The 14,962-nt window shown below is 65.5% G+C and carries 14 protein-coding genes and 1 pseudogene; 7 read left to right on the top strand and 8 right to left on the bottom strand.

Annotated elements, in window-relative coordinates:
• Window positions 1–221 precede the first annotated feature (221 nt).
• Window positions 222–1,088 (top strand): NRDE family protein, encoded by an 867-nt coding sequence (locus LJ655_RS07885; protein WP_230560675.1) that lies wholly within the window; start codon window positions 222–224, stop codon window positions 1,086–1,088.
• 46 nt (window positions 1,089–1,134) lie between these two features.
• Here LJ655_RS07885 and LJ655_RS07880 read toward each other — a convergent pair whose 3' ends face one another.
• From LJ655_RS07880 to LJ655_RS07860, 5 genes and pseudogenes are all read right to left on the bottom strand, one after another.
• The gene (locus tag LJ655_RS07880; protein WP_230560674.1) at window positions 1,135–2,094 is read right to left on the bottom strand and encodes an alpha/beta hydrolase; all 960 of its coding nucleotides are present in this window, start codon (window positions 2,092–2,094) and stop codon (window positions 1,135–1,137) included.
• Between the two features lie 92 nt (window positions 2,095–2,186).
• Window positions 2,187–3,068 (bottom strand): SDR family oxidoreductase, encoded by an 882-nt coding sequence (locus LJ655_RS07875; protein ID WP_230560673.1) that lies wholly within the window; start codon window positions 3,066–3,068, stop codon window positions 2,187–2,189.
• Between the two features lie 44 nt (window positions 3,069–3,112).
• Entirely contained in the window at window positions 3,113–4,111 is a 999-nt protein-coding gene (locus LJ655_RS07870) for an NADP-dependent oxidoreductase (protein ID WP_230560672.1), read from the bottom strand.
• An 82-nt stretch (window positions 4,112–4,193) separates the two neighbouring features.
• Window positions 4,194–4,679, bottom strand: coding sequence for a PaaI family thioesterase (locus tag LJ655_RS07865; RefSeq protein ID WP_230560671.1), 486 nt, complete (start codon window positions 4,677–4,679; stop codon window positions 4,194–4,196).
• A gap of 120 nt (window positions 4,680–4,799) precedes the next feature.
• Window positions 4,800–5,102, bottom strand: a pseudogene (locus LJ655_RS07860) (aminotransferase class I/II-fold pyridoxal phosphate-dependent enzyme); the annotation flags it as partial.
• A gap of 68 nt (window positions 5,103–5,170) precedes the next feature.
• Between LJ655_RS07860 and LJ655_RS07855 the strand changes: the two are divergent.
• Window positions 5,171–5,680 carry an LEA/WHy family protein gene (locus LJ655_RS07855; RefSeq protein ID WP_230560670.1) on the top strand — a complete coding sequence of 170 codons (510 nt, stop codon included), beginning with the start codon at window positions 5,171–5,173 and terminating at the stop codon, window positions 5,678–5,680.
• A 17-nt stretch (window positions 5,681–5,697) separates the two neighbouring features.
• Here the strand turns inward: LJ655_RS07855 and LJ655_RS07850 are convergent, their stop codons facing one another.
• The 3 genes from LJ655_RS07850 to LJ655_RS07840 form a co-directional block, all read right to left on the bottom strand.
• Window positions 5,698–6,876: an acetyl-CoA C-acyltransferase gene (locus LJ655_RS07850; protein WP_230560669.1), complete on the bottom strand. Its 1,179-nt coding sequence runs from the start codon at window positions 6,874–6,876 to the stop codon at window positions 5,698–5,700.
• 132 nt (window positions 6,877–7,008) lie between these two features.
• Complete coding sequence (locus LJ655_RS07845) at window positions 7,009–9,105, bottom strand: 3-hydroxyacyl-CoA dehydrogenase NAD-binding domain-containing protein (RefSeq protein ID WP_230560668.1); 2,097 nt, start codon at window positions 9,103–9,105, stop codon at window positions 7,009–7,011.
• 168 nt (window positions 9,106–9,273) lie between these two features.
• The gene (locus LJ655_RS07840; protein ID WP_230560667.1) at window positions 9,274–10,953 is read right to left on the bottom strand and encodes a 3-(methylthio)propionyl-CoA ligase; all 1,680 of its coding nucleotides are present in this window, start codon (window positions 10,951–10,953) and stop codon (window positions 9,274–9,276) included.
• Between the two features lie 127 nt (window positions 10,954–11,080).
• Here LJ655_RS07840 and LJ655_RS07835 point away from each other — a divergent pair, with 127 nt between their 5' ends.
• The 5 genes from LJ655_RS07835 to LJ655_RS07815 all read left to right on the top strand — a co-directional run bounded on the left by LJ655_RS07835 (window position 11,081) and on the right by LJ655_RS07815 (window position 14,942).
• Window positions 11,081–12,637, top strand: a complete 1,557-nt coding sequence (locus LJ655_RS07835) for a protein adenylyltransferase SelO (protein WP_230560666.1) — start codon at window positions 11,081–11,083, stop codon at window positions 12,635–12,637.
• Between the two features lie 85 nt (window positions 12,638–12,722).
• Window positions 12,723–13,145, top strand: a complete 423-nt coding sequence (gene msrB / locus LJ655_RS07830; RefSeq protein WP_230560665.1) for a peptide-methionine (R)-S-oxide reductase MsrB — start codon at window positions 12,723–12,725, stop codon at window positions 13,143–13,145.
• A gap of 163 nt (window positions 13,146–13,308) precedes the next feature.
• Window positions 13,309–13,839, top strand: coding sequence for a septation protein A (locus LJ655_RS07825; protein ID WP_230560664.1), 531 nt, complete (start codon window positions 13,309–13,311; stop codon window positions 13,837–13,839).
• Window position 13,840: 1 nt separating this feature from the next.
• On the top strand, window positions 13,841–14,152 hold the full coding sequence (locus tag LJ655_RS07820) for a BolA family protein (protein WP_230560663.1): 312 nt from the start codon (window positions 13,841–13,843) through the stop codon (window positions 14,150–14,152).
• A gap of 10 nt (window positions 14,153–14,162) precedes the next feature.
• Complete coding sequence (locus LJ655_RS07815; protein WP_230560662.1) at window positions 14,163–14,942, top strand: peptidylprolyl isomerase; 780 nt, start codon at window positions 14,163–14,165, stop codon at window positions 14,940–14,942.
• Window positions 14,943–14,962 lie beyond the last annotated feature (20 nt).

Raw genomic sequence — 14,962 nt, 5'->3', positions numbered from 1 at the left:
GCACCCGACATTTCAGGTGCGTCAGGAAGACCCGACATGAAGAAGCCCCTGTAAGTCATTGACTAACAGGGGCTATTTTGCAGAATCAAAACACGCTTATCAACAGATTAAGCGATGGGCTTGGCAATCGGGCGCCGTTTCTTTATTGGCTGCTTTATTCTCGTCCGATTTTTTGCCGCATGAAGCGGCAGCCCCACGCTCCGAGCGGGAGACGCTCCCCGATGTGCCTGATCGTATTCGACTGGCGACCCGACGCGCTCGACGGTCCGCTGTTCACGCTCGCCGCGAATCGCGACGAGTTCTTCCGCCGCACGGCCGAGCCGATCGGCTGGTGGCGCGATGCGCCGGACGTGCTGGCGGGCCGCGACCTCATGGGCGGCGGCACGTGGCTCGGGCTGTCGCGCGACGGCCGCTTCGCCGCGCTGACCAACTACCGCGCACCCGGCGAAATGCGCGCCGATGCGCCGACCCGCGGCACGCTCGTCAGCGACTGGCTGACCAGCGCCGCGCGCGACGCCGACGGCAATCCGCACGAGACCCCGCTCGCGTACCTGCAACATGTCGCGCGAACCGGCGAGATCTACAACGGCTTCAATCTGCTGGTCGGCGACTGGACGCGCCGCGAACTCGCGTGGTACTGCAATCGCGGCGGCGTCAACGCCAGCAGCGGCCCCGCGCTGATCGCGCCGGGCACGCACGGGATCTCGAACGCAGTGCTCGATACCGCGTGGCCGAAGCTCGTCAGAAAGCGTGGGGAGCTCCGCACCTTGCTCGCGCGCGATGCGATGCCGCCGCTCGAACGGCTGATCGATCTGATGCGCGATCCGCGGCTCGCGCGCGACGACGAATTGCCGTCGACCGGCATTTCGCTGGAGCGCGAACGCGTGCTGTCGGCGGCGTTCATCGAATCGCCGGATTACGGCACGCGCAGCACCACCGCTTTGCGCGTCGCCGCGTATGGCGAGGTGCTCGGCGTCGCGGTCGCCGAGCGCAGCGACGACAACGGCTCGCACCGGATCGTCCGGCCTGGCGATTTCGAACGCAGCTTCGCGTTCAATGTCGAGCGCGACCGGATGAGCGTGGCGTGATCGTCCGGTGAGCGGCCAGCCGCTCACGGCCTCGCGAGCAGCGCCCTCAGCCGATGCCGAATGCCGCGCGCAACGCCGCCGCGGCATCCGCATGCGCGTGCGCGACTTCGGGCACGTAGCCGCCCATCTTGAAGAATTCATGGATCATGCCCGCGTAGCGTTTGAGCGTGACGGGGTTGCCGAGCGCGCGCAGCTTCGCGGCGTACGCATCGCCCTCGTCGCTCAGCGGATCGTATTCGGCGGTGGCGATCCACGCGGGCGCAAGGTCACGAAAATCGGGCGCGCCGCGCTCGCCGTCGAGCGGCGCGAAACGCCAATCGTCGCGATCGCCGCTGTCGCGGATGTATTGCTCGAAAAACCACTGGATCGTGTCGCCCGACAGCAGGAAGCCGTCGGCGAGGCGCGAATGCGAGTCGGTCTGCTGATGGCCGGTCGTACCAGGATAGATCAGCAATTGCAGTGCGAGCGCGACGCCTGCGTCGCGCGCGAGCACCGCGCAGACCGTCGCGAGCGTGCCGCCCGCGCTATCGCCGCCCACCGCGAGCCGCGCGCCGTCGATGCCGAATTCGGACGCATGTTCGTGCAGCCAGCTCAGCGCGTCGAAGGCATCGTCGACCGCGGTCGGGAACTTGTGCTCGGGCGCGAGCCGGTAATCGACCGACAGCACCGCGCACTGCCCGTCGCGCGCGAACATCCGGCACAGCGCATCGTGCGTGTCGACGCTGCCGACCGTGAAGCCGCCGCCGTGGTAATACACGAACGCGGGCATCGGCTCGGTCCAGTTCGGCTCGACCGGAAAGTAGAGGCGCGCGCGGATCGTCGCGCCGTCGCGCGTCGGCACGCGCAGGTCTTCGACGGAGAACATCGGCGCGCTCGCGATCTCCAGGATCGGTGCGCTTTTCTCGTACGACGCACGAGCCGCTTGCGCGCTCATGTGGTGATATTGCGGGCGTTTGGCCCGCGCGATCATGTCGAGCACCTGCTCGATCGTGGGATTCAGAGGCATGGGTCGGGCAAAGTGATGCGCGTCACGCATCGGGCGGCGCGGCAGCGCCAACAGTGAGCAGGATCCGGCGCACCGGCTATCGCGCCGATGCGCTACTGCGGGTTCTTCACCTCGGGCTTCAGCGACATCGGATCGGACGGCTCGCGCAACTGTTCGATATCCTCGTGGCGCAGCTTCACGGTCGCCATGATGCCCGGATGCGTGATGATATAGAAACGCCGGGCGGCGATCGCCTCGAACGCGATGTCGGCGACATCCGCGGCGGTGAGCTTGCCCGACTGCACCGCGCGCTGCAACTGCTTGCCGGCGGCGATCTGCGAGCGCGTCGGCCGGCTCGCATTGCGCAAGCCGCCGGGACGCGCGCGCTCGGCATCCGCGATGCCGGTCGGCACGAAGGCGGGACACAGCAGCGAACAGCCAACCTCGCCCCCCGTGCCAGCCTGCGCCAGCTTCAGGTCGTGATAAAGCGTCTCGGTCAGCGCCACCACGGCATGCTTCGATGCGTTGTAGACGCCCATCGCCGGCGGCGCCAGCAACCCTGCCACCGACGCCGTGTTGACGATATGCGCGGGTTCGTTCTGCGCGAGCATGATCGGCGCGAACACGCGCACGCCGTGCGCGACGCCCATCACGTTGACGCCGAACACCCACGACCAGTCGTTCGCCGAGCTTTCCCACAGGAAGCCGCCGGTACCGACGCCCGCATTGTTGAAGAGCACGTGCACCTTGCCGAACTCGGCGAGCGCGGCTTGCGCGAGCGCTTCGACCTGCGCGGCGTCCGACACGTCGGTCGGCACGCCGATCGCGTCGGCGCCGGCTTCGCGCAATGAGTCGACGGTCTGCGCGAGCTCACCGGCGTTGACGTCGGCGAGCACGAGCTTCATGCCGAGCGCCGCGCCTTTGTGCGCGAACGCGCGGCCGAAGCCGCTGCCCGCGCCGGTGATCACGGCTACCTTGCCTGCGAATTCAAACATCCTGTGACTTCCTGATCGAGTGGCGGCTTGCAGTAATGTCATGCTCAGATCAGCTTGACCAGTTGCTTGCCGAAGTTGCGGCCCTTCAGCAAACCGATGAATGCATCGGGCGCGGCTTCGAGCCCTTGTGCGATGGTCTCGCGATACTGCAGCTTTTTCTGCGCGACGAGCGTACCGAGCTGCTTGAGCGCCTCGGGCCACACGTCCATATGTTCGCTGACGATAAAGCCTTGCACGAGCAGCCGCTGCGTGAGCATCAGCGACGGATGCTTGAGCGGCAGCGGCTGGCCGTCATAGCCCGCGATGAAGCCGCACAACGCGATGCGCCCGAACGCGTTCATGCGCGCGAGCGTCGCGTCGAGCACCTCGCCGCCGACGTTCTCGAAGTAGCCGTCGACACCGTCGGGCGTGACGGCCTTCAGGTCCTTGTACAGGTTGCCGGCCTTGTAGTCGACGCAGGCGTCGAAGCCGAGCGTCTCGACCACGTAGCGGCACTTGTCCGCGCCGCCCGCGATGCCGACCGCGCGCGCCCCCGCCGCCTTCGCGAGCTGTCCGACCACGCTGCCCACCGCCCCGCTCGCCGCGCTGACGACCACCGTCTCGCCCGCTTTCGGCGCAATGATACGGTTCAGCCCGTACCACGCGGTGACCCCCGGCATGCCGACCGGGCCGAGATACGCCGACAGCGGCACGTGCGTGTCGTCGACCTTCTGCATGCCCGCGCCGTTCGACGTGCCGTACTCCTGCCAGCCGAACATCGCGACGACCTTGTCGCCGACCGTAAACTTCGGATTCCTCGTCTCGACGACCTCGCCGACCGTGCCGCCGATCATCACTTCGTTCAACGGCTGCGGCGCCGCGTACGACTTGCTGTCGTTCATGCGTCCGCGCATATACGGATCGAGCGACAGGTAATGGTTGCGCACCCGCACTTCGCCGTCGGCGAGCGGCGCGAGCGGCGCTTCGACGAGCTTGAAGTTATCTGGCGTGGCTTCGCCTTGCGGGCGCGAAACCAGCAGCACCTGGCGGTTGATCTGGGCCATGAGGTCGTCTCCTTGGGTCGATAGGCTTGCCTGGATCCGGTGGATGCAGGATAGTCGTTGAATAGTCGAATGCGCTTGATGCTCAGTCGCTCGGACCGGGCTTCGCCGACGGATCGCTGCGCAAACGCTGTTCCTTGATGTCGCGACCCACCGCGAGGCGGCGCATGTACTTGAACGTGCCAAGCGCTTTCGCGACGAAGTGGCCGGCGCTGTCGCGAATCTCGCCTTCGCAATAGGCCATCGTCGTCGAGCGATGCAGCACGCGGCCGGTCGCGCGCAACTCGCCGCGGCCCGGCTGCATGAAGTTCACCTTCATCTCGACGGTGACGACGCCGACGCCATTGCCGGCGAGACTGCGCGCGGCCGTCGCGAGCGCGACGTCGGCGAGGGTCATCGTGACGCCGCCGTGCGCGACGTCCCACGTGTTCATATGATCGGGCTGCAACGGCAGCACGAGTTCGCTGACGCCGTCGGCGGCCGACAACAACTGTGCGCCGAGACGGTCGATGAACGGGCTTTCGAGCAATGATGCATGGCCCGTTCTGGATGAGGTGGATGGATCGGTCATTGCCTGGGTATCAGATTTCATAGCCGACGGAGAGTGGGGAGCCTTCGGCGGGTTCGGCGAGCTTGCGCATCACACCGTTTCGTGAACCCGGTGCCTGCTCGCAGCAAGAAATGATACCTGCTATCGCGTTGGCGCATGGGCCGCCATCCGTGCCGCCAGGCGCCCCACTCTGCGCACTGCTTCCTCGGTCCTATCCAGATCCGCGCTCGGACAACTGAGCCGGATGAAGTGATCGAAACGCCTCGTGTTCGAAAACACCGTGCCCGGCATGATGCGAATACCGTCCTCCAAGGCGGCATCGAACAAAGCCGACGACGATACTTCAGGCGGCAATTCGATCCAGAAAAACATCCCGCCGCGCGGCGGCGTGAATCGCGTGCCGTCGGGAAACGATGCCGCCACCGCCGCGGCCATTCGCTCGCGCTACTGCCTGCGCGCGCCACCTGGCCCGTTACAATGCATGATCAACCGCTTCGCTCGAGGTGCAGGTCATGTCATTCTTTCGCGCGCTGCTGCCGGGCCAGCTCTCCCATGTGTGGCGCTCATTCGCCGCCGTCGTCGTCATGCTGACACTCGGCGGCTGCGCGGGCCTGTTCGGCGCCGACCCATTGCGCGTCAACGTGGCAGGCATCGAGCCGATCGCGGGCCAGGGCATGGAGATGCGCTTCAACGTCAAGCTGCGCGTGCAGAATCCCAACGACACCGCGATCAGCTTCAACGGCGTGTCGCTCGATCTCGAACTGAACGGCAAGCCGTTCGCGAGCGGCGTCAGCGACCAGAGCGGCACCGTGCCGCGCTTCGGCGAAACCGTCGTCACCGTGCCGCTGACCGTGCCGGCTTTCGCCGCGGTTCGTCAGGCCTTCGCGTTAGCCGGCGCCGCGCAGTCGGGAGAGGTTCCGTACGTTCTGCGCGGCAAGCTCGCGGGCGGCCTGACCGGCACCACGCGATTCACCCATCATGGGACGCTGAGCCTGCCGTCGTCGGACGCGGGTTGGCAGTGACGCCGGCCCACGTCCGCTCAAACCACCTCGAACAAACCCGCCGCGCCCTGCCCGCCGCCGATGCACATCGTCACGACGACGAACCTCGCGCCGCGCCGCTTGCCTTCGATGAGCGCATGCCCCGTCAGCCGCGCGCCCGAAACGCCATACGGATGGCCGACCGCGATCGCGCCGCCGTTCACGTTCAGGCGGTCGTGCGAAATGCCGAGCTTGTCCGCGCAATACAGCACCTGCACCGCGAAGGCTTCATTCAGTTCCCATAGATCGATGTCGTCGACCTTCAGGCCGGCTTTCTTCAGCAGCTTCGGCACCGCGAACACCGGGCCGATACCCATTTCGTCGGGCTCGCAGCCGGCCACCGCGAAGCCGCGGAAAATGCCGAGCGGCTGCAGTCCTTCGCGTTCGGCCAACGTCGCGTTCATCACGACACAAGCCGATGCACCGTCCGAAAACTGGCTCGCATTGCCTGCCGTAATCACGCCGCCTGGCAGCGCGGTGCGAATCTTCGACACACCTTCGAGCGTCGTATCGGCGCGAATGCCTTCGTCGCCGCTGACGGTCACCTCCTTCGTGTAGAGACGGCCGCTCGCCTTGTCCGCGACGCCGGCGAGCACCGTCAGCGGCACGATCTCGTCCGTGAACTTGCCGGCCGCGAGCGCGGCCGCCGCGCGCTGCTGCGAGCGCACGCCGTACTCGTCCTGACGTTCCTTCGGGATCGAGTAGCGCTTAGCGACGTTCTCCGCGGTCTGCAGCATCGACCAGTAGATCTCCGGCTTATGCTCGGTGAGCCAGCCTTCGGTCATCATGTGGCGGTTCATCTCGTTCTGCACGCACGAGATCGATTCGACGCCACCCGCGACGAACACGTCGCCCTCGCCGGCAATGACGCGTTGCGCCGCGAGTGCGATCGTCTGCAAGCCCGATGAACAGAATCGGTTCACGGTCATACCCGGCACGCTGACCGGCAGGCCCGCGCGCAACGCGATCTGCCGCGCGATATTGCCGCCGGTCGCGCCTTCGGGGTTCGCGCAACCCATGATCACGTCCTCGACGCGCGCCGGGTCGAGCTTCGCGCGCTCGACCGCGGCCTGCGTCACGTGGCCGCCGAGCGTCGCGCCGTGCGTCATGTTGAAACCGCCGCGCCACGATTTGGCAAGACCCGTGCGGGCGGTGGATACGATTACGGCATCAGTCATGCGTGTCTCCAATTGCGATGTCGAAAGCGGCGCGCCGGCTCACTGCCGTGCGGTCAAAAGCGCGTCACCGCGCCGCCTATGTCGTTTCATGCGAGCGATACGAGCGAACATCCGCATCGCTCGATCCGTGCGTTAGGCTCGGTCGTTGAAGCCGCGCCCTTCGGCGGCCAGCTTCGCGATGCTGGGCGCGAGCTGCCACGCGTCTCCGTTCGGCCGCGCCGCATAGCGGCGAATCGCGCGCTCGACGTTGTAGAGCCCGACCGTGTCGGCGTACAACATCGGGCCGCCGCGATGGAGCGGGAAGCCGTAGCCGGTCAGATAGACCATGTCGATGTCCGACGCCTTCGACGCGATGCCTTCCTCGAGAATCTTCGCGCCTTCGTTGACGAGCGCGAACACGAGACGCTCGACGATTTCTTCATCGCTGATCTTGCGGCGCTGGGCGTTGGTCTCCTTCGAGTACTCGCCGATCATGTCGTTGACCACGCTCGACGGATACGCGGTGCGATCGCCCGCCTTGTAGTCGTACCAGCCGCCGCCGGTCTTCTGGCCGAAGCGGCCCATCTCGCACAGACGGTCGGCGATCTTCGAGTAGTGCATCTCCGGGTGTTCCAGATAGCGACGCTTGCGGATCGCCCAGCCGATATCGTTGCCGGCGAGGTCGCTCATGCGGAACGGGCCCATCGCGAAGCCGAACTTCTCGATGGCGCGATCGACCTGCGCGGGCAGCGCGCCCTCTTCGAGCATGAAGAGCGCCTGGCGAATGTATTGCTCGATCATGCGATTGCCGATAAAGCCGTCGCACACGCCCGACACCACGGCGGTCTTCTTGATCTTCTTCGCAAGCTTCATCACGGTGGCGAGCACGTCTTTCGCGGTCTCCTTACCGCGCACGACTTCGAGCAGCTTCATCACGTTGGCCGGGCTGAAGAAGTGCATGCCGACCACGTCCTGCGGACGCTTCGTGAACGCGGCGATCCTGTCGACGTCGAGTGTCGACGTATTCGACGCGAGAATCGCACCGGGCTTCGCGACTTCGTCGAGCCGGCGGAATACCTGCTCCTTCACGCCCAGTTCCTCGAACACGGCTTCGACGATCAGGTCGGCCTGCTTCAGTTCGTCGTAGGAGAGCGTTGGGCTCAGCAACGCGAGGCGCTGCTCCATCACCTCGGGCTTCAGCTTGCCCTTCTTGACCGATGCCTCGTAGTTCTTGCGGATCGTCGCGAGACCGCGCTCGAGCGCTTCCTGCTTCGTTTCCAGCAGCGTGACCGGAATACCCGCGTTGATGAAGTTCATCGCGATGCCGCCACCCATCGTGCCCGCGCCGATCACGGCCACCTGAGTGATGTCGCGCACCGGTGTATCGGACGGCACATCGGGAATCTTGCTCGCCGCGCGCTCGCCGAAAAACGCGTGACGCAGCGCGCGGCTCTCAGGCGTTTGCACGAGCGCGGTAAAGCATTCGCGCTCGAATGCGAGGCCCTTGTCGAAGCCGTCATTCACACCGGCTTCGATCGCGTCGATGCATTTATGCGGCGCCGGGAAATGCTTCGCGATCGCCACGACGGTATTGCGCGCGAACTGGATAAATCCGGCCGCGTTCGGATGCTCGATCTTGCGATCGCGCACCTTCGGATGCGCTCCGGCCTGCGCGCCGACCTTGCGCGCAAACGCGAGCGCGGTATCGGCCAATTCGGCGGGATTCGCGACGACCTCGTCGAACAGTCCCGAATCGGCGAGCTTCTCGGAAAGCACTGGCGCGCCGGACACGATCATGTTCAGCGACGCTTCGAGACCGATTGCGCGCGGCAGACGCTGCGTGCCGCCCGCGCCCGGCAGGATGCCGAGCTTCACCTCGGGCAGCGCGATCTGCGCGCCGGCCGCGGCCACCCGGTAATGCGCGCCGAGGGCAAGTTCGAGGCCGCCGCCCATCGCGACGCTGTGAATCGCCGCGACGACCGGCTTGGCGCTGCCTTCGACGGCCTCGATGACCGTCGGGAGCGTCGGCTCCTGGGTCGCCTTCGGCGTATTGAATTCGGTGATGTCGGCGCCGCCCGAAAAGGCTTTGCCCGCGCCCGTCAGCACGATCGCCTTGACGGCGGGGTCATTCTGCGCGCGCTCGATCCCTTCGACGATACCGGCTCGCGTCGAGAGCCCAAGCCCGTTGACGGGAGGATTGTTCAGCGTGAGGACGGCGACGCCGTCACGAGTTGTATAGTCCACTGCCATCTGAGTGCCTCCGTGCGATCCATGCATTGCGGCGGCGCCTGATGCGCCGTCTCTCCGGTCCGTCGAGCCTGCTCATCGTCAGGCTTTTTCAAGCGACGGCTGCGGAATCAGCAGGCAGAATACACTAAAAAAGCACGATCGTTCAATTTGTTGGCGAACGGGTTTCCCCTAAGGTGTCAGCGGACAGTTGCGGCTATCTGCAAGCGCGGATGGCAGCACGTGATCGCGGAACATATCGCGCAGCTTCAGCTTCTGCAGCTTGCCGGTCGCCGTGTGCGGCAGCCCCTCGACGAACACGACGTCGTCGGGAATCCACCACTTCGCGACCTTGCCCTCGTAAAACGCAAGCAGTTCGTCGCGCGTAAGTTCGTGCCCCGCGCGTTTGACGACGACGAGCAGCGGCCGCTCGGTCCACTTCGGATGCGCGCACGCGATGCAAGCGGCCTCCGCGACCGCCGGATGCGCGATCGCGACGTTCTCGACCTCGATCGAGCTGATCCATTCGCCGCCCGACTTGATCACGTCCTTCGAGCGGTCGGTGATGTGCAGGAAGCTGTCGGGGTCGATCGTGGCGACGTCGCCGGTCGGGAACCAGCCGTCGACGAGCGGCGACTCGTCCGCGCAGAAGTACCGGTCGATCACCCACGGTCCGCGCACGTGCAGGTCGCCGAACGCGACGCCATCCCAGGGAAGCTCGCGGCCATCCTCGCCGACGATCTTCATGTCGACGCCATAGATCGCGTGGCCCTGCTTTTCGAGCAGCTTGCGCTGCTCCTCGATGGGTCGCTGGCTCTGCTCCCAGGTCAGTTTCGACAAGGTGCCGAGCGGCGACATCTCCGTCATGCCCCATGCGTGGATCACCTGCACGCCGTAGTCGTCCTCCAGGATGCGCAGCATCGCGGGCGGACACGCGGAGCCGCCGATCACCGTGCGTTCGAGCGAAGAAAACTTCGCGCGCGTCTCACGCAGGTAGCTCAGCAGACCGAGCCAGACGGTCGGCACACCCGCCGAAAACGTGACGCGCTCGCTTTCCATCAGTTCGTACAATGACTTGCCGTCGAGATCCTTGCCGGGAAATACGAGCTTCGCGCCGGTGAGCGGGCTCGCATGAGGCAGGCCCCATGCGTTGACATGGAACATTGGCACGACGGGCAGTACCGAGTCGCGCGCGGACAGGCTCATCGCGTCGGGCAACGCCGCGCCGAACGCATGCAGGACCGTCGAGCGATGCGAATACAGCGCGCCTTTCGGATTGCCGGTCGTGCCCGACGTGTAGCAGAGGTACGACGCCTGGCGCTCGTCGAGCGCGGGCCAGTCGAACTGGCCGTCCTGCGCGTCCATCAGCCTCTCGTAGCACAGCACGGGGGACGGCCCATCGGGCGTTTGCATGAGCGGCCGATGCGCCTCATCGCACAGTGCGATCCAGCCGCGCACGCGCGGGCACTGCGGCGCAAGCGTGTCGACGAGCGCGGCGAACGTCGTGTCGAACAGCACGTACGCGTCGTCGGCGTGATTGATGATGTAGGCGATCTGCTCGGCGAAGAGCCGCGGGTTGATCGTGTGGCACACGGCGCCGAAGCCGGTGATGCCGTAATACGCTTCGAGATGCCGATAGCCGTTCCACGCGAGCGTCCCGATCCGTTCACCCGGTTCGACGCCGAGCGCGATGAGCGCCTGCGCAAGCTGTTTCGCGCGCTTCTCGCAATCGCGATACGTGTAGCGATGCAGATCGCCCTCGATGCGCCGAGATACGATCTCGGTGCCGCCGAAATGCCGCGCGGCATGCGCGAGCAGCGATGACACGGTGAGCGGCACGTTCATCATCTGGCCCAGCAGCGGCGTCGTCATAAGGCGGGGTCTCCTCGGCTTGTGCTAGTGGGTGGGTGCCGTGGGCATGGTCCGAACGACGAAGGCGGCCGGCCAGCATCGCCGCAGGCGCGGACTTACAATATCGGTTAATCCAGAGGCGCTCAACATGTCGTTTTCCCCAAGCATTGCAGAGCTATCCGCGGCTTTGACGGATCTTTCCAACCCACTCGCCACCCCCTCGGCCAACGCGTTCGCGCGGCTCGGCGGCACGTTTTTCACGCGCCTTCCCGCCGCGCCGCTCGATGCACCCTACCTCGTCGGTTTCTCGGCCGACGCGGCCGCGCAGCTCGGCTTGCCTGAGGGCATCGAGCGCGACCCGGGCTTCGTCGAGCTGTTCTGCGGCAACGCGACACGCGACTGGCCGGCCGACGCGCTGCCTTATGCGTCGGTGTACTCCGGACATCAGTTCGGCGTGTGGGCCGGCCAGCTCGGCGACGGCCGCGCGCTCGTGCTCGGCGAGCTCGAACACGACGGCGAGCGCTTCGAACTGCAGCTCAAGGGCGCGGGCCGCACGCCGTATTCGCGCATGGGCGACGGCCGCGCGGTGCTGCGCTCGTCGATTCGGGAATATCTGTGTTCGGAGGCGATGCATCATCTCGGCATTCCGACCACGCGCGCGCTGTGCGTGATCGGCTCCGACCAGCCCGTGCGGCGCGAGACGATCGAAACCGCCGCGGTGGTCACGCGCGTCGCGCCGAGCTTCGTGCGCTTCGGCCACTTCGAGCACTTCTATGCGAACGATCGCGTCGATGCATTGCGCGCGCTGGCCGATCACGTGATCTCGCGCTTCTATCCGCATTGCAGGGAGGCCGATGATCCCTATCTGGCTCTGCTCGCCGAAGCGGTGCGCTCCACCGCGGATCTGATGGTCGACTGGCAGGCGGTCGGTTTCTGTCACGGCGTGATGAATACCGACAACATGTCGATCCTCGGCCTGACCATCGATTACGGCCCGTTCGGTTTCATGGATGGCTTCGACGCCGGCCACATCTGCAATCACTCGGACACGCAAGGCCGTTATGCGTACCGGCTGCAACCGCAGATCGCGTACTGGAACCTCTTCTGTCTCGCGCAGGGCCTGCTGCCGCTCTTTGGCCTGCGGCACGACGAAAGCGTGCGCGCCGAGAAGGCCGTCGAAGACGCGCAGCACGTGCTCGCGGGCTTCAAGGAGCGCTTCGCGCCGGCGCTCGAAAACCGCATGCGCGCGAAGCTCGGCCTCGAACAGACACGCGAAGGCGACGACGCGCTCGTCAACCGGCTGTTCGAAGCGATGCACGCGAACCGCGCAGATTTCACGCTGACGTTCCGCAATCTCGCGCGCCTGTCGAAACACGACGCGAGCGGCGATGCGCCCGCGCGCGACCTGTTCCTCGATCGCGCCGCCTTCGACGCATGGGCGAACGACTACCGCGCGCGGCTCGCCAAAGAGTCACGCGACGACGCCGCGCGCGCCATTGCAATGAATCGCGTGAACCCCAAATTCGTACTTCGCAACCATCTCGCGGAAACCGCGATCCAACGCGCGAGAGAGAAGGACTTCTCCGAAGTGCAACGGCTCGCGGCCGTGCTGCGCCGGCCATTCGACGAGCAACCGGAATACGAGGCGTATGCGGGCCTGCCGCCCGACTGGGCGAGCTCGCTGGAAGTGAGCTGTTCGTCATGACGCGTGGGTGCAGCTGAATCACCACGACCGCGCCGCGAGAAAACACCCGGCACACACCGGGTCAAACCGAGACAGGAACCCGACAATGAGCAACCCCGACGATCTCAAGCATGACACCCCCGCCGTGCAGAAAACCGACGCCGAGTGGCGCCAGCAGCTGTCCGACATCGAATACCAGGTAACCCGCCACGCGGCGACCGAGCGCCCGTTCACGGGCCGCTATAGCGATCACTGGGAACGCGGCGTCTACGACTGCGTGTGCTGCGGCACGCCGCTGTTCGAATCGGACACCAAGTTCGACGCCGGCTGCGGCTGGCCCAGCTATTTCCGGCCGATCAATGGCGAGGTGATCGCCGAGAAGACCGACCGCTCGCATGGCATGCTGCGCATCGAGGTGCAATGCAAGAACTGCGGCGCGCACCTCGGCCACGTGTTCGAGGACGGACCGGCGCCGACCGGTCTGCGTTACTGCATCAATTCGGCTGCGTTACAATTCGAGCCCAAGTAATGCGGCGCGGCAGCGAACCTGCCCGCCTCCGGTGCCGCGGCGCGAACCGCGCGCGGCGCCTTTCTCTTGCAGCGGTCCCGCTCGCCGGCGGCCGTCGCGCACCTTGTGCGCCAGGCGGGCGCCCTTCACCGTTCGACTCACTCTCCGACTTCCCGACCAGATAATGAAATTCCTGTTCGATCTGTTCCCGATCATCCTGTTCTTCGTCGCCTTCAAGATTTGGGGCATTTTCACGGCGACGGCAGTGGCGATCGTCGCCACGCTGGTGCAGATCGCATGGGTGGCGTTCCGCCACCGCAAGGTCGACCCCATGTTGTGGGTGAGCCTCGGCGTCGTCGTGGTATTCGGCGGCGCGACGCTCGTGCTGCACAACGACACCTTCATCAAATGGAAGCCGACCGTGCTGTACTGGGCGTTTTCCGTCGCGCTGATCGTCTCGCAGCTCGGCTTCAACAAGAACCTGATCGAAGCGATGATGGGCAAGCAGATCTCGCTGCCGCACGCGATCTGGGGCAAGCTGAACCTGATCTGGGCGGTGTTTTTCGTGCTGCTCGGCCTCCTGAACCTGTTCGTCGCGTATCACTTCACGACCGATCAGTGGGTCAATTTCAAGCTGTTCGGCGCGACCGGCTGCCTGCTCGTATTCATCGTCGGACAGAGCCTGTGGCTGTCGAAGTACATGAAGGAAGAATGACATGAGCGACCTGTTCATGCACGCCACCACGGCCGAGCGCGCCGCGCTGATCGAGGCGCGCCTCACGGCCGCGCTCGCGCCCGTCGAGTCGATCCGCATCACCGACGACAGCGCGCAGCACGCCGGTCACGCAGGCGCTTCCGCCGGCGGCCATTTCAGTGTCACGATCGTGGCCGCCGCGTTTGCCGGCAAGCCCCGCGTGGCGCGGCATCGCATGGTGTATGATGCGCTGGCCGATGCCATGCAGCGCGGCATTCATGCCCTTGCCATCACGGCGTATACGCCCGAAGAATTTGCTTTGTTGCCCCGCTAGGAACCTCTCGATGACCTTGAAGAAATCCCGCCTTTGGGTATTGCTGGCTGCGTTCGCGGCCGCACCTGCATTCGCACAGAACATCGCCGTCGTGAACGGTACGCCGATACCGAAGTCGCGCGCCGATGCATTGATCGAGCAACTGGTTCACCAAGGCCAGCAGAACACGCCGCAGTTGCAGCAGGCCGTGCGCGAAGAGCTCGTGAATCGCGAAATCCTGATGCAGGAAGCGCTGCGCCGCGGTCTGCCGAACCGCCCCGACGTCAAGGCGCAAGTCGCGGTCGCGCAACAAACCGTGGTGCTGCGCGCGCTCATCGAAGACTTCGTGAAGAACAACCAGCCGAGCGACGCCGAGATCACCGCGCGCTACAACGCGCTCATCAAGCAAACGGCCGGCAATGAATATCACCTGCACCATATCCTCGTCGACAACGAACAGCAGGCGAAGGACCTGATCGCGAAGATCAAGGCCGGCGCGAGCTTCGAAGATCTGGCGAAGCAGTTCTCGAAGGATCCGGGATCGGGCAAGAACGGCGGCGACCTCGACTGGTCGGACCCGAAGGCCTACGTGCCTGAATTCGCGGACGCGGCGACGCACCTGCAGAAAGGCCAGATCACCGATGCGCCGGTGCATACGCAATTCGGCTGGCACATCATCCGTGTCGACGACATCCGCGCCGTCACGCCGCCGCCCCTCGACCAGGTGCGCGCGCAGATCGTGCAGCAGATCCAGCAGGAAAAACTCCAGGCGTTCGAAGAGAATCTGCGCAAGAACGCGAAGATTCAGTAAGCATCAGCGGGTGGATCGTC

It is taken from the genome of Paraburkholderia translucens (genome assembly GCF_020881035.1).
In the GTDB taxonomy this organism is placed as follows: domain Bacteria; phylum Pseudomonadota; class Gammaproteobacteria; order Burkholderiales; family Burkholderiaceae; genus Paraburkholderia; species Paraburkholderia translucens.
Note: the sequence above shows the minus strand (reverse complement) of the source record. Positions and strands in the feature narration are given on the sequence as shown.

Bases quoted from the DNA above. Each gene is read 5' to 3' on its own strand.
- LJ655_RS07885 (WP_230560675.1), top strand. From the start codon at position 222: ATGTGCCTGATCGTATTCGACTGGCGACCCGACGCGCTCGACGGTCCG.
- LJ655_RS07880 (WP_230560674.1), bottom strand. From the start codon at position 2,094: ATGCCTCTGAATCCCACGATCGAGCAGGTGCTCGACATGATCGCGCGG.
- LJ655_RS07875 (WP_230560673.1), bottom strand. From the start codon at position 3,068: ATGTTTGAATTCGCAGGCAAGGTAGCCGTGATCACCGGCGCGGGCAGC.
- LJ655_RS07870 (WP_230560672.1), bottom strand. From the start codon at position 4,111: ATGGCCCAGATCAACCGCCAGGTGCTGCTGGTTTCGCGCCCGCAAGGC.
- LJ655_RS07865 (WP_230560671.1), bottom strand. From the start codon at position 4,679: ATGACCGATCCATCCACCTCATCCAGAACGGGCCATGCATCATTGCTC.
- LJ655_RS07855 (WP_230560670.1), top strand. From the start codon at position 5,171: ATGTCATTCTTTCGCGCGCTGCTGCCGGGCCAGCTCTCCCATGTGTGG.
- LJ655_RS07850 (WP_230560669.1), bottom strand. From the start codon at position 6,876: ATGACTGATGCCGTAATCGTATCCACCGCCCGCACGGGTCTTGCCAAA.
- LJ655_RS07845 (WP_230560668.1), bottom strand. From the start codon at position 9,105: ATGGCAGTGGACTATACAACTCGTGACGGCGTCGCCGTCCTCACGCTG.
- LJ655_RS07840 (WP_230560667.1), bottom strand. From the start codon at position 10,953: ATGACGACGCCGCTGCTGGGCCAGATGATGAACGTGCCGCTCACCGTG.
- LJ655_RS07835 (WP_230560666.1), top strand. From the start codon at position 11,081: ATGTCGTTTTCCCCAAGCATTGCAGAGCTATCCGCGGCTTTGACGGAT.
- msrB (WP_230560665.1), top strand. From the start codon at position 12,723: ATGAGCAACCCCGACGATCTCAAGCATGACACCCCCGCCGTGCAGAAA.
- LJ655_RS07825 (WP_230560664.1), top strand. From the start codon at position 13,309: ATGAAATTCCTGTTCGATCTGTTCCCGATCATCCTGTTCTTCGTCGCC.
- LJ655_RS07820 (WP_230560663.1), top strand. From the start codon at position 13,841: ATGAGCGACCTGTTCATGCACGCCACCACGGCCGAGCGCGCCGCGCTG.
- LJ655_RS07815 (WP_230560662.1), top strand. From the start codon at position 14,163: ATGACCTTGAAGAAATCCCGCCTTTGGGTATTGCTGGCTGCGTTCGCG.